Raw genomic sequence first — 18,204 nt, 5'->3', positions numbered from 1 at the left:
GCTGTCTTCCTCTCTGGCTGTCGGAATGGGGTTCAGGGTACGAGGATCGCGCGGCGCGTCAGCTTGTGGTCATGGGCGGCGGCGAAGACCTGGTTGATCTCGTCCAGCGGATGCTGCTCGACAAAGGCGCCAAGCTCGATCCTGCCGTCCAGCACCAGATCCAGCGCGCCGGGGTAAAGCTCGGGCGGGCAGCCCCAGTTGCCCAGCGCTCGGGCGTGGAAGGCCATCAGATTCGACAGCCGGATGTCGGGCTTGTCCATGGTAAAGCCCACGACGGCCAGCGTCGCGCCATGGACCAGCAGGTTCCACGCCGTTGTCTGCCCCGCCGCCGAACCCGAGCATTCGAAGATGGTCCATTCCCGCGTCGGCAGGCCCTTCTCGGCCGCAAAGGCCAGGATCGCCTTTTTCAGCGCGCGGGCGTCGTGGTCGCGGGCGTTGAACGTGGCCGAGGCGCCGTGGCGGGCGATCGCCTCCAGCTTGGCGGGGTCCACATCGATGGCGACAACGGTTCCGCCAAACGCCGCGGCGATCTGCACGCAATAGCCGCCCACCCCGCCAGTGCCGATGACGATGCACAGGCTGCCGGGCTCGACACCGGCCTGAACCACCGCCTGATAGGGCGTGGTCACCGCATCGGCCACCACCGAGACATCGGCCAGCGTCAGGCCCGCCTTGGCCAGCCTTTCCTCATCCACGGGGCAAAGCCCGCGGGCCGGCACAACGATATGCGAGGCAAAGCCGCCCTCGATGTCGTTGCCGGGCATCGCCTGGTTCGGGCAGATCGTGCCCTTGCCGCGTTTGCAGGCATCACATTCGCCACAGGGCATCACCGCAGGCACGATCACCGCGCGGCCGAGCCAGACGTCGGCGCCCGCACCTACCTCGACCACGCGGCCCGAGATTTCATGGCCCAGCGTCAGCGGCAGGGGACGGTTGGTGCGCACGCCGTCATAGTAATATCCGAGGTCGGTGTGGCAGACGCCGCACCCGGCGATCTCGACGACCACCTGGCCGGGGGCGGGCGCATCCAACTGCAACGGCTGGCGGGACAACGGATCCCCCGCAGCCGTCATGGTCCACCGGTATGGCGCTTTCAGCATGGCTCCTCCCCCTCGCGTAATTGGCCAAGCGCCAGCGGTGGCGATGGGCCCTCTGTATTTACGCATAGTAGTACCTATTTACCTGTTTGTCAAGCGCCCAATCCTGCGCCATAGTCCCGCCACGGGTCCGGGCGCGGCCAATCCCGGTCCGGTGAACAAGGAGGAACGATGTCGATCCTGAACCTGTCCGGCCTGTTCGCGCCAAGTTCGGTGGCCGTGATCGGCGCCTCGGAACGGCCGCTTTCGCTGGGCAACATCGTCATGCGCAACCTGCTGGCGGGGCGGTTCGAAGGGCCGATCATGCCGGTGCACCCCCGCTGGCGGTCGGTCACCGGGGTTCTGGCCTATCCGACCATCGAGGAGCTGCCGCTCTGCCCCGATCTGGCGGTGATCTGCACCCAAGGGACCGCCGTGCCCGCCCTGATCGACGCGCTTGGACGCCGGGGCACCCGCGCCGCGATCGTCGCCGCCGATGACGCCGACCCGGCCGCGATGCTGGCCGCGGCCAAACCGCACGGGCTACGCATCCTCGGGGGGGCGAGCTTCGGCGTGGTGGTACCCCGCGCGCATCTGAACGCGAGCTTTGCGCATCTCTCGGCGAAACCCGGCCGCGTCGCCTTCGTCTCGCAATCCGCGGCACTGTGCGCTGCGGTGCTCGACTGGGCCGAGCCGCGCGACATCGGCTTTTCCTGCGTCCTGTCGCTGGGCGATTCGGTCGGCGTCGGATTTTCCGACGTACTCGACCACCTGTCGAACGACGACGAGACCAAGGCGATCCTGTTGCATATCGACGAGATGGTGGCCGGGCGCGAGTTCATGTCGGCCGCCCGGGCCGCCGCACGCAACAAGCCGGTGCTTCTGACCCGCGGCGGACGCATCCACCGCCCGAGCGGCGCCATCGGCCCGTTTCTTGCCGAGGCGCTGGCCTCGCCCGACGAGACCTTCACCGCCGCGGTCGGCCGGGCCGGCGCGCTGAGGGTGGACACCGTGGACGAATTGTTCGGAGCGGTCGAGACGCTGGCAAGGTCCAAGCAGATTAGGGGCGAGCGGCTGGCGATCCTGTCGAACGGGGGCGGCGCGGCCAAGATCGCCCTGGACGAAATCAACTCGACCACGGCTGGCCGGGCGACCGACCTTGCGCCGGACACGCTGGAACGCCTCGCCCGGCTGATGCCCGCGGGCTGGGTGCCGCAGAACCCGGTCGATCTGGGGGTCACAGCGCCCGCGGAGCTTTATGAAGCTGCGCTCGCGGTGCTGTTCGATGCGGGAGAGGTCGATGGCGTGCTGGTTGTCCACTCGCCCAACCCCATCGTCGACGCCCGCGAGGTCGCGCTTCGCGTGATCGACGCCCAAAGGCGGATGGACGGCCCGCTTCTCGCCTGCTGGCTGGGCGGAAAGTCGGCCGATCCGGCGCTGCGGCTGTTCGCCGAGGCGGGGCTGCCCAATTTTAACTCGATCGGCGCGGCGATCCACGGCTTTGGCCACCTCGTGCAGTACCGCCGCAACCAGGCGATGCTGCTGGAGACCCCGCCCGCGGATCCCGCCGACGTGCAGCAGGGGCGCAAGACCGCGCGCGCGATCATCGCCCGGGGTCTCGACCGGCAAGGCGGCACCCTGGGCGACCCCGACACGCGCGCACTGATCGCCGCCTACGGCATCCCGACGGTCGGCAGCACGCTTGCCGCCACCGTCGAAGAGGCCGCCGAGGCGGCCGCGCGCGTCGGCTTTCCGGTGGCGCTGACCATCTCCTCGCCCGATCTGCCGCGGGAATGGGACGTGGGCGGCGTCGCGCTGAACATCGAGACGCCCGAGGCGGTGCGCTCGGCCGCCGAAGGCATCCTGACCCGGGTCGGCCGCACCGCCCCAAAGGCCCGGATCGAGGGTTTTGCGATCCAGCCGATGGTGCTGCGCCCCAACGCGCGACAACTGATGATGGGCATCGCCTGCGATCCGCTGTTCGGCCCGGTTCTGGTGTTTGGAGAAGGCGGCCGGGCGGTGGAACTGGTGCGCGACCACATCGTGACACTGCCGCCCCTGAACATGGCGCTGGCCCGGCAGATGATCGCCCGCACCCGCCTTTCGGCCCGGCTGGACTCCCACGGGTTGCGGCCCGCCGCCGACCGCGACGCCATCGCCGAAGCGCTGGTGCGGCTCTCGGCAATGCTGGTGGACAATCCCGAGATCGTGGCCTGCGACATCAACCCCTTGTTCTGCGACGAGAACGGGGTAATCGCGGTCGACGCGCGCATCCGGGTGGCGGCGGTGGACGACAGCCCGCTGCGCCGCTTTTCGATCCTGCCCTATCCGGCGGGCCTGGAAGAGACCGCGACGCTCTACGACGGCAGCGCGGTCCTGCTGAGGCCCATCCGCCCCGAGGACGAGCCCGCCCATGCCGATCTGATCGGCCGGATGAGCCCCGAGGATCTGCGCTATCGGTTTTTCGGCGCGACGCAGAAGCTGCGCCACCATCAGCTTGCCCGCCTGACCCAGATCGACTTCGACCGCGAGATGGCCTTCATCGCCACCCGGACCGGCACCGACGGCCGGCCCGAGACACTGGGCGTGGTGCGCACATCGACCGATTCCGACAACCTTCGCGCGGAACTCGCCATCCTGGTGCGCAGCGATCTCAAGGGAACGGGGCTTGGCCGGATCCTGCTGGAAAAGATCGTGCGTTATCACCGCGCGCGTGGCACCGCTGAGATCGGCGCGCAGGTTCTGACCGACAACGAGCCGATGCTGCGGCTTGCCCGGCGCGGCGGATTCGACGTGCACCCCGCAGCGGAACACGGGATCATGGAGTGCCGCCTTGCCCTGGGTTGAGCGGGTTCACCCCCGCTCGATGACCGCCGCGATCCCCTGGCCCACGCCGATGCACATCGTCACCAGCGCATAGCGCCCGCCCCGCCGGTTCAGTTCCAGCGCCGCGGTCAGCAGCAGCCGTGCCCCGGTCGCGCCCAGCGGATGGCCCAGCGCGATGGCCCCGCCATTCGGGTTGAGCCGCGTGTCCCACGGGTCGAGCCCCATCAGCCGGCAGGCGCCGAGCACCTGAACCGCGAAGGCCTCGTTGACCTCGATCAGGTCCATGTCGGCGAGCGTCAGGCCCGCCCGCGCCAGCGCCTTGGCCGAGGCGGGCGCAGGGCCCAGCCCCATCACCCGCGGGGCCACGCCCGCCACGGCGGCGGCCCGGATCGTGGCCAGGGGCGCGATCCCAGACCGATCGCCCAGCGCGCGCGCACCGATCACCAGCGCCGCCGCCCCGTCGTTGATGCCCGAGGCATTGCCCGCCGTCACCACGCCGCCCCCGGTCAGCGGGCGCATCGCGGCGAGGCTGTCCAGCGTCGTTTCGGGCCTGGGATGTTCGTCCTCGTCCACCCGCGTGGCACCGCGCCGCCCGGTCACCTCGACCGGGGCGATCTCTTCGGCGAAGATTCCGGCCGCCTGCGCCCGTGCCGCACGGTCCTGCGAGGCGGCAGCAATGCGGTCGGACTCGTCCCGGGTGATCGCCATCTCACGGGCGATGTTGTCGGCGGTCTCGGGCATCGTGTCGTTGCCCCACGCCGCCATGAAGCGCGGGTTCGGAAACCGCGCACCGATGGTGGAGTCGTAGACCTCCATGCTGCGCGCAAAGGGCGAGGCCGACTTGCCCATCACGAACGGCGCGCGGGTCATCGACTCGACGCCGCCCGCCACCACGATGTCCGCCTCGCCCAGCGTGACCGCCCGCGCCGCATCCACCGCCGCCGACAAGCCGGACCCGCACAGCCGGTTGACCGTGACCCCGGCCACCTCGACCGGCAGTCCCGCCAGCAACGCGGCGTGGCGGGCGATATTGCGCGCATCCTCGCCCGACTGGCAGGCACAGCCGAGGATCACCTCCTCGACCGTCTCGGCCGCAAAGGGCGTTCGCGCCAGCGCGGCAGCGATCACGCCTGCGGCCAGATCGTCGGGCCGCACCGCGGCCAGCACCCCCCCATGCCGGCCGAACGGCGTGCGAGCCCCCGCGTAGATGCAGCCATCGAGCACGGTCTAGACCTGCGTCCGCAGGCGGAACCGCTGGATCTTTCCGGTGGCGGTTTTGGGCAGGTCGTCGACGAAGTGGAACCGGCGCGGAAACTTGTAGGGCGCAAGCCGCGCCTTGCAGTGCTGCGCAAGCGTGTGCTGCAGTGACGAGGTTCCCCGAACGCCATCTGCCAGCACCACATAGGCTTCGGGCTTGATCAGGCCCTCGGCGTCGGGATTGCCGACGACCGCGGCCTCCAGCACGTCCGGGTGCTCGATCAGCGCTGCCTCGATCTCGAAGGGCGAACACCAGATGCCGCCGACCTTCAGCATGTCGTCGGACCGGCCGCAATACGTGAAGTATCCGTCCGCGTCGCAGATATAGGTGTCGCCGGTGTTCAGCCACTCGCCCAGCATGGTGCTGGCGGTCCTTTCCGGGTTGTTCCAATAGCACCGCGCCGCCGACAGGCCGCGGATCATCAGCCGCCCCGATTCCCCCGGGGGCAGGCGATTGCCTTCGTCGTCGAAGACCGCGCCATCATAGCCTTCGACCATGCGGCCGCTGGTGCCCGGGCGAATGTCGTCCGGGCGGTTCGAGATGAAGATGTGCAGCAGTTCCGTCGAGCCGATGCCATCAAGGATGTCCAGACCGGTACGATCCTTCCAGCGCCGCAAGGTCTCTGCCGGCAGGGCTTCGCCCGCCGAAACGCAAAGACGCACAGACGAGAAATCCGGCCGCACCTCGTCCAGCGCGTGGATCTGGGCCGCGTAGAGCGTCGGAACACCAAAATAGAGCGTCGGCCGAAACCGCTCGACCATGGCAAAGGTGCTTTGCGGCGTCGGCCTCGCATCCAGAAGCACCGACGTGCCCCCGACCCAAAGTGGAAAGGTCATGCCGTTGCCCAGACCGTAGGCGAAGAACAGCTTTGCCGCCGAGAAGAACACGTCATCCTCGCGGGCCCCAAGCGTCCGCACCCCGTAGAATTCCGAGGTCACGACCATGTCGCGGTGGCGATGGACCGCGCCCTTGGGATTTCCGGTGGACCCCGACGAATAGAGCCAGAAACAATCGTCCTCGGCCGACGCCGGTATCGCCTCGAACCGGTCGGACTGCCCGGTCAGACGGGCGGCGAAACCGTCCTCCGCGCCCTCGGCCCGCATGACGACGCCGGGTCGATGCGCGGCCCCTGCCAGCCCCGGTTCGACCTCGGTGGCGAACTCGGGCGAATAGACCAGCGCCGCACAGCCCGAGTCGGCAATCATGAAGGCATAGTCCTTGGCCCTCAGCATCGTGTTCAGCGGCACCGGAACGACACCCGCCTTGATCGCCCCCCAGAACAGCTGAAGAAACGCGACCGAGTCCTTGACGATCATCAGCAGCCGTTCGCCCTGCGCGATCCCAAGGCAGGTCAGAAGATTGGCGGCCCGGTTCACGCCCGCCACCAGCTCGGCATAGCTGGTGTCGCCCTGCGCGGTCCGGACGGCGATCTTTGCCGCCCGGCCCTCGGCCAGGTGGCGGTCGATGAACACGCGCGCCACGTTGAAACCATGCGGAAACGCCAATGCGCCATCAGGAGCTATGGGCCATGCGGCGGCCGCGCGATCCTCCAGGTTCAGAAAGCTCATCCGTCCTCCCTTTCGCGGCCTCGCTGGCTGCGCTTTCCGGGACGCCCGGTCCATCTTCGCCCCCGAGAGGAGCGCGCCGGTTCGTTCCGCTGGCATGCATTATGGTACCGCTTTACCTATTTTGCGGCAGGCCGCCCCCGTGTCAAGCGTTTCAGGGGCCCCTTGACCAGCGCCAATCTGCCACGAGGGGTCCCGGATGGCTGGCGGATGGACCCGATCCATCGCCCGGTGCGCCGAACGCGAAGGCGGCCAGGTCGTTTTCAGTGTTTCAGGCGGGCACGCAGGTATCGGGCACCGGGCAGACCGAGGCACATTGCGGGCTGTCGAACAGCCCCTCGCATTCCGTGCAGGTCGCGGGGTCGATGACGTAGATATCGTTCGTGAAACTGATCGCCTCGTTGGGACATTCGAGTTCGCAGGCCCCGCAGACGGTGCATTGCGAGGCTATGATCTTGAGAACCATGGTCGTCTCCTGGGGTTGTCGACCCCGTCCGATCCGGCGCGAACCGCCGCTCGTTTCCGGGGTCCCATTGAAGGAATTCCGGGCCCCGGCATGGCGAAACCCGGTGCCGGCGCCCTTCCCGGGGGCGGCGCGGCGGAGGCAGTATCGACGAACTAGCCACGCAAAGCCAAGGGCGGCGTCATGCGCCGAAAGCATAACCACGCCGGAATGTGCTGCCGCAGCGGGCTTGGCGGGCCGCCAGCGGGGGCGCCCTCAACCGGCGATTTCCCGCAGCAGCCACGCGCGGAAGGCCTGCGCCGCAGGGCTCTCGAGCGAGCGTTCGGGCAGGATCAGGGCATAGTGCTCGCCCGTGACCATGCGCCGCACCGTCGCCTGCCGGACGTGACCCCGCTCCATCGCCCCGCGGGCGACAATCTCGGGCACGAGACCGACCCCCATGCCGGCCGCGACTGCGTCGAGGATCATGTCGAAATGGTCGAGTCGGGCGCCCCGCAGCGCCTGACGCGGGTCGATTCCACTGTCGCGAAACCAGTCGAGCCAGAGCGTCGGGCGGGTGGATTGCTGCAGCAGCGGCAGGTCGAGCAGTTCCGTTTCCGATAGAATCGTGCGCTGGCCGAGCAGGTGGGGGGCCGCGACGATCACCAATTCCTCGGCCAGGATATCCTCACGCCGCGTCCCCGGTGGTTCATGCTGGGTGCGCATGATTGCCAGATCGACGGCCTCGGCCTGGAAATCCACCGGCGACAGGCGGGCCGAGATGTCCAGACCGATCTCGGGCGCGGTGCGGGCAAACCCGGCAAGGCGCGGAATCAGCCAGCTTCGGGCAAAGCTGGGCAACACCGCCATGCGCAACACCTCGCTGCTGCCGCCAAAGGCCATGACCCCCACCGACGCCTCGTTGAGATCGTGCAGCAACCGCTCGGCCCGGTCGAGGAACGCCCGCCCCGCAGCCGAAAGCACCAGCCTTTGCCGCACCCGGTCGAACAGCGCGACGCCCATCCGGGCCTCCAGCGTGGAGAGCGAACGCGAGACCGCGCTCTGCGTCAGGTTCAACGCCTGAGCGGCCATCGTCGTGGTGCCCAGCCGGGCGCAGGCCACGAAGGCCTCGAGTTCGTTCACCGTGGGAAGATAGGTCTTGCGCATCGGGATCCCGGGTCTGCGGCGCCAACAGAGTTCATGCGCCAAACTCATAATCTTTGCAAATCTATTCGTTGGCGGCCAGACCGGGGCGTCTCTAGGATCGCCGCCATTGGCCGGAACGGCCCGCGACAGGAAGGACGCAGCATGCTGGACAAATCGCCGCTCAAGCCCAAGGACGCGCCGCAGATGGCATCGTTCTGCTGGGACGACCCGCTGCTGGTCGATGCGCAACTGGACGAGGACGAGCGGATGATCCGCGACACCGCCCGGGCCTTCGCCGCGGACCGGCTGGCCCCCCGCATCGTCGATGCCTATACACAGGAACGGACCGACCCGGCGATCTTTGCCGAAATGGGGTCGCTTGGCCTGTTGGGCGTCACCGTCCCCGAGGACTACGGCGGGATCGGCGCGGGCTATGTCAGCTATGGCCTGATCGCGCGCGAGATCGAGCGGGTGGATTCGGGCTATCGCTCGATGATGTCGGTGCAATCGTCGCTGGTGATGTACCCGATCTACGCCTATGGCTCCGAGGCGCAGCGGCGCAAATATCTGCCGAAACTCGCCTCGGGCGAGTGGATCGGCTGCTTTGGCCTTACCGAACCCGAGGCGGGGTCCGACCCGGGCGCGATGAAGACACGGGCCGAGCGGATCGACGGCGGCTATCGCCTTCGCGGGTCGAAGATGTGGATTTCCAACAGCCCCGTCGCAGACGTCTTCGTGGTCTGGGCCAAATCCGACGCCCACGGCGGTGCGATCCGCGGCTTCGTGCTGGACAAGGGGCAAAAGGGCCTCTCGGCCCCCAAGATCGACGGCAAGCTGTCCTTGCGCGCTTCGGTCACGGGCGAAATCGTCATGGATGGCGTCGAGGTCAGCGACGAGGCGCTGTTGCCCGATGTCGAGGGGCTGAAGGGGCCGTTCGGCTGTCTGAACCGCGCCCGCTATGGAATCGCCTGGGGGGTGCTGGGTGCGGCCGAGGATTGCTGGCTCAGGGCGCGCGGCTACGGGCTTGACCGCAAGCAGTTCGGCCGCCCGCTGGCCGGCACGCAGCTTTACCAGAAGAAGCTGGCCGACATGCAGACCGAGATCGCGCTGGGGCTTCAGGCCGCACTGCGCGTCGGGCGTCTGATGGACGAGGGCCGGGCCGCGCCCGAGATGATCAGCCTGATCAAGCGCAACAACTGCGGCAAGGCGCTGGACATCGCGCGGATGGCCCGCGACATGCATGGCGGCAACGGCATCCAGATCGGCTATGCGGTGATGCGCCACGCGCAGAACCTCGAGACGGTGAACACCTACGAGGGCACGCATGACGTGCATGCGCTGATCCTTGGCCGGGCCCAGACCGGAGTGCAGGCCTTCTTCTGATCCGCGCCGCTGGCCTGGGGTCAGCCGCGCATCCGATCGGGTGTCCGGCCGGCCTGCGCCAAGCCGGGACGCCGGGAACCCGAACCGGGTCAAAATGGTCCCAGACCGACCGACTCGATCCCAGTTTTTCACGAATATTCAACGGCATCTCCGCACCGAACCCTGGCACGCGGCTTGCTGCAGCCTGCGCGGGCACAGTGCGGACGTCTCGCCGGTGGCCCCCGGAACATCGGCCACGGAGGTGAGAGAGATGCCACAGAGACTTGGCGCACCGGGCGTCTACATCGAGGAAATTCCCAGCGGGCGGCGCGTGATCCGGTCAGTCGCCACCAGCGTCGGCGCGTTCGTCGACTTCTTCCGCGAAGGGCCGATGAACACGCCCGTGCGCATCTTCGGCACCGGCGATTTCCAGCGGGTCTTCGGCGGCTACGACACGCGGTCCGAGGCAAGCTTTGCCATCCCGCAGTTCTTCCTGAATGGCGGCCCCGAAGCCTGGGTGGTTCGCGTTGCCTCGGGGGCCTTCGCGGCTTCGACCATTGACATCGCCGACGCGACGCCGACCGACATCCTTACCGTGACCGCGGCGAACCCGGGCGTCTGGGGCGACACGCTGCGGGTCGAGATCGACCACAACGTGGTGGACGCGAACGCCACCGACCTGCGCTTCAACATGCGCGTGATCCGCTTTGCCTCGACCGCGGGCAACGCGCGGGGGCTTCTGTCCGAGACCTTCCTGAACCTCTCGATGGACGCGGCAAGCGCGCGCTTCGTCGAGACCATCGTCAACGACGAGTCGCAGCTTGTGCAGGTGGCGGTCATCGGCAGCCCCGACGGGACGGTGCGCCCGGCCGCGAATGGCACCGTCAGCGGTCCGCTCAGTCTCAGCCAGGCGGCGCTCAACGGGCTTGGCGGCGACCAGACCCTGGATCTCGTGGTCGGCGCGGCGACGGCGACGGCCACGCTGACATGGGATGCGGGCGACGTGACCACGCTCAGCCAGTTGCGCGGCCGCGTCGAGGCGGCGATCCGCGCCGCCGATCCCGGCAACCCGACCTTCGCCGGCGCCCGCGTGACACTTGAGAATACCCGGCTGCGGCTTCTGACCGGACGCAGCGGCACCGGCTACGATCCCGACGAGACGATCACCGTCGCGGGCACCAGCACCGCGGCCGCGCTCGACTTCAATGCGGGCAACGAGACTGTCAGCGCCCAGCAATACGAACTCGAGGCTGGGGCCGATGGCGCCCTGCCCGGCCCCACCGAGATCATCGGTTCCAACGCGCTGGAACCGCCCACTGGAATGTTCGCCCTCGACAATGTCGACCTGTTCAACATCCTGTGCCTGCCCGCCGCGGCAGACCTGACCGAGACCAACCGCAACGCCGTCTATGCCAACGCCATCAACTACTGCGAACAGCGGCGGGCCATGTGCGTCCTGGACATCCCGTCCGGCACCAACACGCTGACCGAGATGACCGACCTGATTGCCGATCTCGAAGCGGCCGGGCTGCGATCGGCGAACTCGGCGATCTTCTATCCCCGCGTCCAGATCCCCGACCCGACCGACGACTTCCGCCTGCGCGACGTCGGCGCGAGCGGCACCATGGCGGGCGTCTGGGCGCGCACGGACACGGCCCGCGGCGTCTGGAAGGCCCCCGCCGGGATCGAGACCAACCTCGACGGCGTGAGCCAGCTCGACGCGCAGGTCAATGACGGCCAGAACGGCGTGCTGAACCCGCTCGGCGTGAACGCGCTGCGCACCTTCCCGGTCTACGGCACCATCGCCTGGGGCTCGCGCACCATGGTCGGCGCCGACGCGCTCGCCTCGGAATGGGCCTACATCCCGGTCCGCAGGCTGGCGCTCATGCTGGAGGAAAGTCTGTTCCGCGGTACCCAGTGGGTCGTGTTCGAGCCCAACGACGAGCCGACCTGGGCCAATATCCGCATGAATATCGGCGCCTTCATGAACGGGCTCTTCCAGCAGGGGGCGTTCCAGGGGGCCACCCCGCGCGAGGCGTATTACGTCAAGTGCGACCGCGAGACCACGACCCAGAACGATATCGATCAGGGCATCGTCAACATCGAGGTCGGCTTTGCGCCGCTGAAGCCCGCCGAGTTCGTCGTGATCCGGTTCCGCCAGATCGTCGGCCAGGTCGAGACCTGATCCCGCTGCCAAGGAGTCTGACATGCCACAGGGATTCACCGTAAACGTTCACCGTTTCGACCCGTACAAGAACTTCCGCTTCCAGGTCATGCTGGACGGCCGCATGGTGATGGGCGTCTCGAAGATGGGCGCGCTGAAGCGGACCACTGAAGTCGTGAACTATCGTTCGGGCGGCGGGAACACCTACGATTTCAAGTCGCCCGGCCGCACCAAGTACGAGGCGGTGACGCTGGAGCGCGGGATCACGCACGACCCCGAATTCGAACGCTGGGCCGCCCGGGTGCACCCCCATGACGGGTCGTCCAACGCCGAGCTTCGGGAATACAAGCGCGACCTGATCGTGAACCTGCTGAACCTGCAAGGCCAGGTGGCGATCAGCTACCGCCTGTTCCGCTGCTGGCCCTCGTCCTATACCGCCCTTCCCGATCTCGACGCGGGGCAGAACGCTGTGGCGGTGGAATCCCTCACGCTGGAAGTGGAGCGTTGGGAACGTGACGAGTCGGTCACCGAACCGACGGAAGGGTGAGCGGGCCATGACCTTCGTGCTGTGGCCACCGGCAGGCGAGAGAACCGAGGCCGAAGGCCTCGTCGCCCGTCCGTTCGGCACGGGCATGGCGGATCTGATGGTCGATTTCGAACGGCCGACGGGCAGCGTCATCGGGGCGATCCTGCAACTGTGCCTGTCCACGCCCCAGGGCGAAGGCATCGCCGGGGCCGAGATCGCGGCCTGGACCCTGGCGAAGCGGCGGCAGGGGCTGCTGGCCGTGGCGGTGGCCACCAACGGCCCGGTCCGCTCGATCACGACGCAATGCAGCAATCCGGCCTGCGACGAGAGGCTGGACCTGGAGATCGACCTGACCGCGTTCCGGCAAGACTGGCGCGTCAAGGCGGTTCCGTTCGAGGCGGGGCGGCTGCGGCTGCCGTGCCCCGTGGACCTTGCGGACCTCGGGGACTCGGCGCCCGAGCGGCTGGCGCACATCCTTTTCGAGGGTCCCCCTCCCAAACGGGGCGGCTGGGAGGCCGAGGCCGAGGCCGCGCTGGCAGAGGCCGACCCGCTTGGCGATCTGGAGCTCAGCGGTGCCTGTCCCGGGTGCGGTGGCGACATCGCCGAGCCGCTGGTTCTGGAGACCTTTCTTGTCACCGAACTGGCGCGCGAGGCGGGGCGGCTGATGGATGAAATCCACGTTCTTGCCTTGGCCTACAACTGGACCGAACCCGACATCATGGCGCTGCCGGCGGGGCGGCGCCGGCATTACATCGCGCGAATACGGGAGGCATGGGCGGCATGAGCTATTTCCGCCGCCTCGTCAGCCTTGCCCGCCCGGCGCCACCGCCGCCGAAGCGGGGCATCGCCCTGTACGCGCCGCCAAGGCCATCCGGCGCGGCGGCACTCCCGGGGCCAGGCGTCGCGACCGAGGCGGCAGGCGGCGCATCCACCGCACCGGACGTCCCGGCGCCGTCCGTTCCGGCACAGGCCACATCGGCGACCGTTTCACCGCCGGTGGCACCTGCGACCGGCCCGCCAAGCCCCGGCGCATCCCCGCAGTCCGGACCGCGATCAGATGGCACGGCAACGGAAACCCGGCCCTCGTTCGCCGAGGCCCCGGGACGCGATCTCGACCTCACGGCGCCCGTCCGGCCGGAGCCCCCTCCGCCGGACCAGTCGCCCCCTCGGCACCCCCCGGCCACGGTCGGGCCAGCTCCTCCCCCGTCCTTGTCACCGGCGGCGGAGGTAGAACCGCCGATCGCCCCGGAGCCAGCCAGGACCATCGTCCATCCCGCACAGCCTTCAAACCGGAATACCGCCAATCCCCCGAAAGGCGCGGACGATGACGAACAGGCCGCGCCCCTGCCGACGCGATCCGACCCCCTGCCGAGGCCTCCGGCTGCGGAGCCCCCCTTGCCCACGGCGCGGCCCGCCGCCCCTGCCACCGCAGAGCAGCGCGCAACGGCACCGAACATGCCCGACGGCGTCGCGCTGCGGCCCGCGCCGTATTCGCAACCAGTCGTCCCGATGCCCGCGGCGTCACCCCCTGCCGGTCCGCGGCCTCGTCCGGATGTCGAGGTCACCATCGGCGCGGTGATCCTGACGATGGAACCGCCTGCGCCGCCGCCCCCTGCGGCGCCAAGGCCCCGGACGGCACAGGCAAAACCTGCCGTGACCGGGGTCTGGAGCGGCACCCGCGGCTTTGCGCGCAACTACCTGCGGAGGCCGTGAGCGATGCCTCTGACCGCCACCCGCAACGCCATCGGGGAAGTGACGCGCCGGCTTGCCATCCAGCTTGCCGCACGCACCGACGCCACGACCGTCGATGTCGGCCGCCCCGAACAGTCGGCGCTGTTCGGCGATGCCGGCCCCAAGCTCAACCTCTTCCTCTACGCCTTCCGCCACGACGCGCACATGCGCAACACGCCGCTCGACCGGGGCCAGGACGTGCCGATCTGGCTGTGCCTGAAGTTCCTGATGACAGCCGTCGACACCAATCGCGACAGCGACAGTTCGGATGCGCTCGACCTTCTGGGCCAGGGGATGCTGGCGCTCAGGGCCATCGAAATGCAGCGCCCCTCGGAACTTGCGCTGCTGGACAATCCCGAGCCGATCAAGATCAGCTTCGACCAGTCCGAGGTGGAGTTGCTGTCCTCGGTCATGCAGGGCACCGACGAGCATTATCGCCTGTCGGCGGCGTTCGAGGTGCGACCGGTCATGCTGACGACCGTCTCGGGCACGGGCGGCGCGCCGCTGATCCGGACTGTCGGCCCGCCCGCAACGCCCGGCGTGCTGGTGCTGCCGTCGATGGGGCCGCGGCTGGACCGGATCGTGCCCGAAAGCTTCGAGGCGGGCGCCACCGTCATGCTGGAGGGCGGCGATCTGCGGGCGGACCAGGTGGAGGTCTGCTTCGGCGAGACCTGCGTTGCCGTGCCCCCGGCGGACGTGACGAACCGTGCCGTTCGTGTCGCGGTGCCGGCGACGCTGTCGTCGGGCAGCCACGCGGTGACGCTGGTGCGCCTCCTGCCCGGCGGGCGGCGGCAAACGTCCAACGCCGTGCTGGGCCGCCTGCGCCCCGTGGTGACCGGGGCGGCCGCGGGGGCGCTCAGCCCCGGCGCGGGCGGCACGCTTTTCGGCAGCCTGACCGTGAACGGCAGCCGCCTCGGCGGCCCCGGCGACAGCATCTTCGCAGGCTTCTACGGGTCGGGCGACCTGCGCCTTCTGGTGGAGGTGGCGGGCAGCCTTGCCCAGACCGCACTGAGCGTCACGGTGCCCCAGGTCGATGCGCTGCCACCCGGTCCCTACCGCATCCTGATCCGCGTGAATGGCGAGCAGGCCGCGGATGCACCGGAGGTGAACTGGACATGAGCCGCATCTCCGCCCCCCTGTCTCACGACCCGTTCGGTCCGGAGCGGCTGACCCCCGAGCTGCGCATCGCCGATCCGGGGCTTGCCTGGTGGGCCGGGCAGGCGGTGCTGAGGCTGCGGCGCGAAGTGGCATGGAGCCGCCGCACGGGCGAAGACGAGCGCGATCCGGCGCAAATGTCGCTTGACCTGTTGCGGCACCGCGAGGCGCGCGCCGACTTCTTCGCACACGATGTCGCGGCACGGTTCCTGTCCGACCGGCTGGGCCGCGCGCCCGCCTCCGGGGGCCGGTTCGCGCGCCTCGCCGACCGCGCCGGGCTGGAGCCTGCCGAATGCTTCGTTCTGGCGCTGGCCCTTTTGCCGATGATCGACGGGGCACTCGGCCCGGTTGTGGCGCTACTGGAAGGCGATGCGGGCCGCAGCGCACCGTCGCTGGCGCTTGCGCAGCGGCTTTGGGACGAGCCGCTCGACATCCTCGCAGCGGCCGACCCCGCGCGACCGCTGCGCCGGTTCGGCCTGATCGACGCGCCGACGCTTGCGGCGCCGATGGCCGCCGCCCCGGCGCTTGCCCGGCTGCTGGCCGCCGATCCCGCGCCCGAGGCGCTTGGCCTCAGGCCCCTGCCGCGCGGCACCGGCGCATCCGCGGCGATCGCCCGTCGGTTCGCACAGGCGCCCGATGGCCTCGAGATCGTGGTGCTCACCGGGCCCGCCGCCGCGGATGCACCGGGCCTTGCGGCCTGCCTTGCCGCCGAGCGCACCGTTTTCGCCTCCGCGCTCACGGACCCCGCGGCCTTGTCCGGGCATGTCCTTCTGGCCTGGGTGCTTGAGGGCGATCTCGTGACCGAGGCCCCGCTTGCCACCCGGGACGCGGCACAGGCGCTTGCGCAGGCGCTAGGGGCGGCAGAGGGTCTGGGGCTGCGGCTCTTCCTGCATCTGACTGCGCGCGATCACGCGGCCGCACTGCCACCCGCGCTGCTGGGGCCGGTCGTACCGATACCGCCGCAATCCGAGGCCGTCCGAGCCGCCCGCCTTGCGACCGCCTTTCCGCACCTGGCGCGGCACGCCGCGCGGATCGCCCGCGATTTCCGGCTGGAAACAGGCGAGACCGCGCGCCTGGTCCTGGCCCTCGCGGGAAACGGGCTTGACGCAGAGGAACTCGCCACCGCCACCCGCGCCGAGTGCAGCGTCGATTTCCACGGTCTCGCAGAACCGCTTGTCCCGCGCTACGGCCGCGCCGACATCGTGCTGCCCCCGGCCATCGCCCGCCAGTTCGACGAGGCCATCGCCGCCATCGCGGGCGCGCCGCGACTGCGCCACGACTGGGACGGCGCGCGCAGGCTGGGCGAAGGAGGCATCCCGCTTCTGTTCGCGGGCGTGCCCGGCACCGGCAAGACCATGGGCGCCGAGGTGATCGCGCGCGAAACCGGCCTCCCGCTTTTCCGGATCGACCTCAGCCAGGTGGTGAACAAGTATATCGGCGAGACCGAAAAGAACCTCGCCCGCGTTTTCGACGCCGCCGAGAAAGTGCGCTGCATCCTGTTCTTCGACGAGGCCGACGCGCTGTTCGGCAAGCGCACCGAGGTCAGGGACGCCAACGACCGCTTCGCCAATGTCGAGACCGGGTACCTGCTGCAACGCATGGACAGCTTCACCGGCGTCTCGGTGCTTGCCACCAACCGCCGCAAGGACCTGGACGAGGCCTTCACCCGGCGGCTGCGCTACGTCATCGAGTTCCCGGTGCCGGGCGCGGAGGAACGTCTGGCGATCTGGCAGAGCGTCTTTCCCGCCGCGATCGACGCCTCGGACCTCGATACCGCCTTCCTCGCCCGGCAGTTCCAGATCACCGGCGGCCACATCCGCTCGATCGCGATGAACGCGGCGCTTCAGGCGGCGGCGCGGGGCGAGACGCCTTCGGTCAGAATGGCCGACGTCCTGATCGCCACCCGCCGCGAACTGGACAAGCTCAGTCGCAAGTCCGGCGCCGACGCCTTCGGCCGCTACTGGCACGAGATCGAGGAGTTGCGCGCATGACCTACCGGCTGCATCTGGAAAGCCTCTCGATCCGGCTGCGCGGGGTGGCCCGCCCGGTGGCCGAAGCGGCACTCGACGGGCTTGGGCAGGAACTGGGCCGACGGCTGGCGCGGCTTCCGGTCTCGGCGCTGCCTACGGCTGACGTGTTCCGGATCGACCTGACCGATCTGGAGGTCTCCGACCCCGGCGACGTGGCCGCGCTGCGCGAGGCCATCGCGCTGCGGCTGACGGCGGCGCTGTCCGAAGGACGTCCGCGCGCGCGGGCCAGCACGGAGGCGCCGCAATGACCCGTCTCACCAAGGGCGCACTTATCCAGTACGGCGAAACCTTCCTCGGTCCGATCCCGAACATCGTCGTGTTCCAGTACAACGTCGAGGAGCTTGACCGGCAGTTCAGCATCCAGCGCCGCCAGCCCGACGACAACGTGCCCGCCCGCCAGCTTGAAACCCACCGCGCCCATTCCGCCCCGGTCGAAAGCTTCACCCTGAACCTCAAGTTCGACGCCGCCGACGACCTCGACAAGGGCGACGGCAGCGCGGAACTCTTCGGCGTCGGCCCGCAACTGGCCGCGCTGGAAAAGATGGTCTTCCCCGAAAGCACCGGTGAGCTGCTGGGGGCCATCGTCGATGCCGTGGGCTCGGCCCTTGGCGGCGGTGCCAGCCAGCCCACGCGCGCGATCCCGCCCGAACGTCTGCCGCGGCTGATCTTCGTGGCCGGGCTGACCCGGGTGCTGCCGGTCGAGATCACCTCGTTCTCGGTGCGCGAGACGCTGTTCAGCCGCGGGCTGGTGCCGATCCGCGCCGAAGTCGCGCTGGGCCTTCAGGTGGTGACCTTCACGCCCGACAGCGACGACATCATCGGCCAGGGCGCCAACGAATACATGAAGACGCTTAAGGACGCGCAGGCCGTGCTGAACCTCGGCAAGGCGATCACCGACGCCCCCGACATCATCCCGTTCTGAC

At 69.2% G+C, this 18,204-nt stretch carries 14 protein-coding genes; 9 read left to right on the top strand and 5 right to left on the bottom strand.

Annotated elements, in window-relative coordinates; all coding sequences use genetic code 11:
• Positions 1-32 precede the first annotated feature (32 nt).
• Positions 33-1,100: a 6-hydroxycyclohex-1-ene-1-carbonyl-CoA dehydrogenase gene (had, locus tag EV655_RS13710; protein WP_132545800.1), complete on the bottom strand. Its 1,068-nt coding sequence runs from the start codon at positions 1,098-1,100 to the stop codon at positions 33-35.
• Positions 1,101-1,268: 168 nt separating this feature from the next.
• Here had and EV655_RS13705 point away from each other — a divergent pair, with 168 nt between their 5' ends.
• Positions 1,269-3,923: a bifunctional acetate--CoA ligase family protein/GNAT family N-acetyltransferase gene (locus EV655_RS13705; protein ID WP_132545798.1), complete on the top strand. Its 2,655-nt coding sequence runs from the start codon at positions 1,269-1,271 to the stop codon at positions 3,921-3,923.
• 6 nt (positions 3,924-3,929) lie between these two features.
• On the opposite strand, the gene EV655_RS13700 is transcribed toward EV655_RS13705, so the two are convergent.
• The 4 genes from EV655_RS13700 to EV655_RS13685 form a co-directional block, all read right to left on the bottom strand.
• Positions 3,930-5,126, bottom strand: coding sequence for an acetyl-CoA C-acyltransferase (locus EV655_RS13700; RefSeq protein WP_132545796.1), 1,197 nt, complete (start codon positions 5,124-5,126; stop codon positions 3,930-3,932).
• 3 nt (positions 5,127-5,129) lie between these two features.
• Positions 5,130-6,728, bottom strand: a complete 1,599-nt coding sequence (locus EV655_RS13695; protein WP_132545794.1) for a benzoate-CoA ligase family protein — start codon at positions 6,726-6,728, stop codon at positions 5,130-5,132.
• A gap of 268 nt (positions 6,729-6,996) precedes the next feature.
• Positions 6,997-7,191: a 4Fe-4S dicluster domain-containing protein gene (locus EV655_RS13690; RefSeq protein WP_132545792.1), complete on the bottom strand. Its 195-nt coding sequence runs from the start codon at positions 7,189-7,191 to the stop codon at positions 6,997-6,999.
• A 252-nt stretch (positions 7,192-7,443) separates the two neighbouring features.
• Entirely contained in the window at positions 7,444-8,334 is an 891-nt protein-coding gene (locus EV655_RS13685; RefSeq protein ID WP_132545790.1) for a LysR substrate-binding domain-containing protein, read from the bottom strand.
• 141 nt (positions 8,335-8,475) lie between these two features.
• Here EV655_RS13685 and EV655_RS13680 point away from each other — a divergent pair, with 141 nt between their 5' ends.
• The 8 genes from EV655_RS13680 (at position 8,476) to EV655_RS13650 (ending at position 18,203) form a co-directional block, all read left to right on the top strand.
• Positions 8,476-9,696 (top strand): acyl-CoA dehydrogenase, encoded by a 1,221-nt coding sequence (locus EV655_RS13680; protein ID WP_132545788.1) that lies wholly within the window; start codon positions 8,476-8,478, stop codon positions 9,694-9,696.
• Between the two features lie 250 nt (positions 9,697-9,946).
• Entirely contained in the window at positions 9,947-11,860 is a 1,914-nt protein-coding gene (locus EV655_RS13675; protein ID WP_132545787.1) for a phage tail sheath C-terminal domain-containing protein, read from the top strand.
• Positions 11,861-11,882: 22 nt separating this feature from the next.
• A complete protein-coding gene (locus EV655_RS13670) occupies positions 11,883-12,386 on the top strand; it encodes a phage tail protein (RefSeq protein ID WP_132545785.1) in 504 nt (167 codons plus the stop codon).
• A 7-nt stretch (positions 12,387-12,393) separates the two neighbouring features.
• Complete coding sequence (locus tag EV655_RS13665) at positions 12,394-13,149, top strand: hypothetical protein (protein WP_132545783.1); 756 nt, start codon at positions 12,394-12,396, stop codon at positions 13,147-13,149.
• Positions 13,150-14,081: 932 nt separating this feature from the next.
• Complete coding sequence (locus EV655_RS13660) at positions 14,082-15,215, top strand: Pvc16 family protein (protein WP_132545781.1); 1,134 nt, start codon at positions 14,082-14,084, stop codon at positions 15,213-15,215.
• Positions 15,212-17,242, top strand: coding sequence for an AAA family ATPase (locus EV655_RS13655; protein ID WP_132545779.1), 2,031 nt, complete (start codon positions 15,212-15,214; stop codon positions 17,240-17,242). The genes EV655_RS13660 and EV655_RS13655 overlap by 4 nt, the downstream gene beginning before the upstream one ends.
• Entirely contained in the window at positions 17,239-17,529 is a 291-nt protein-coding gene (locus EV655_RS18730) for a hypothetical protein (protein ID WP_165905358.1), read from the top strand. Before EV655_RS13655 ends, EV655_RS18730 begins: the two co-directional genes overlap by 4 nt.
• Positions 17,526-18,203: a hypothetical protein gene (locus tag EV655_RS13650; RefSeq protein ID WP_132545777.1), complete on the top strand. Its 678-nt coding sequence runs from the start codon at positions 17,526-17,528 to the stop codon at positions 18,201-18,203. Before EV655_RS18730 ends, EV655_RS13650 begins: the two co-directional genes overlap by 4 nt.
• Position 18,204: the final 1 nt, after the last annotated feature.

The sequence above is a fragment of the Rhodovulum euryhalinum genome (assembly GCF_004342445.1).
In the GTDB taxonomy this organism is placed as follows: domain Bacteria; phylum Pseudomonadota; class Alphaproteobacteria; order Rhodobacterales; family Rhodobacteraceae; genus Rhodovulum; species Rhodovulum euryhalinum.
This window is presented reverse-complemented; position numbering and strand designations above follow the sequence as displayed.

Excerpts from the sequence above, each read along its gene's own strand:
- had (WP_132545800.1), bottom strand. The coding sequence starts at position 1,100 with ATGCTGAAAGCGCCATACCGGTGGACCATGACGGCTGCGGGGGATCCG.
- EV655_RS13705 (WP_132545798.1), top strand. The coding sequence starts at position 1,269 with ATGTCGATCCTGAACCTGTCCGGCCTGTTCGCGCCAAGTTCGGTGGCC.
- EV655_RS13695 (WP_132545794.1), bottom strand. The coding sequence starts at position 6,728 with ATGAGCTTTCTGAACCTGGAGGATCGCGCGGCCGCCGCATGGCCCATA.
- EV655_RS13690 (WP_132545792.1), bottom strand. The coding sequence starts at position 7,191 with ATGGTTCTCAAGATCATAGCCTCGCAATGCACCGTCTGCGGGGCCTGC.
- EV655_RS13685 (WP_132545790.1), bottom strand. The coding sequence starts at position 8,334 with ATGCGCAAGACCTATCTTCCCACGGTGAACGAACTCGAGGCCTTCGTG.
- EV655_RS13680 (WP_132545788.1), top strand. The coding sequence starts at position 8,476 with ATGCTGGACAAATCGCCGCTCAAGCCCAAGGACGCGCCGCAGATGGCA.
- EV655_RS13675 (WP_132545787.1), top strand. The coding sequence starts at position 9,947 with ATGCCACAGAGACTTGGCGCACCGGGCGTCTACATCGAGGAAATTCCC.
- EV655_RS13670 (WP_132545785.1), top strand. The coding sequence starts at position 11,883 with ATGCCACAGGGATTCACCGTAAACGTTCACCGTTTCGACCCGTACAAG.
- EV655_RS13665 (WP_132545783.1), top strand. The coding sequence starts at position 12,394 with ATGACCTTCGTGCTGTGGCCACCGGCAGGCGAGAGAACCGAGGCCGAA.
- EV655_RS13660 (WP_132545781.1), top strand. The coding sequence starts at position 14,082 with ATGCCTCTGACCGCCACCCGCAACGCCATCGGGGAAGTGACGCGCCGG.
- EV655_RS13655 (WP_132545779.1), top strand. The coding sequence starts at position 15,212 with ATGAGCCGCATCTCCGCCCCCCTGTCTCACGACCCGTTCGGTCCGGAG.
- EV655_RS18730 (WP_165905358.1), top strand. The coding sequence starts at position 17,239 with ATGACCTACCGGCTGCATCTGGAAAGCCTCTCGATCCGGCTGCGCGGG.
- EV655_RS13650 (WP_132545777.1), top strand. The coding sequence starts at position 17,526 with ATGACCCGTCTCACCAAGGGCGCACTTATCCAGTACGGCGAAACCTTC.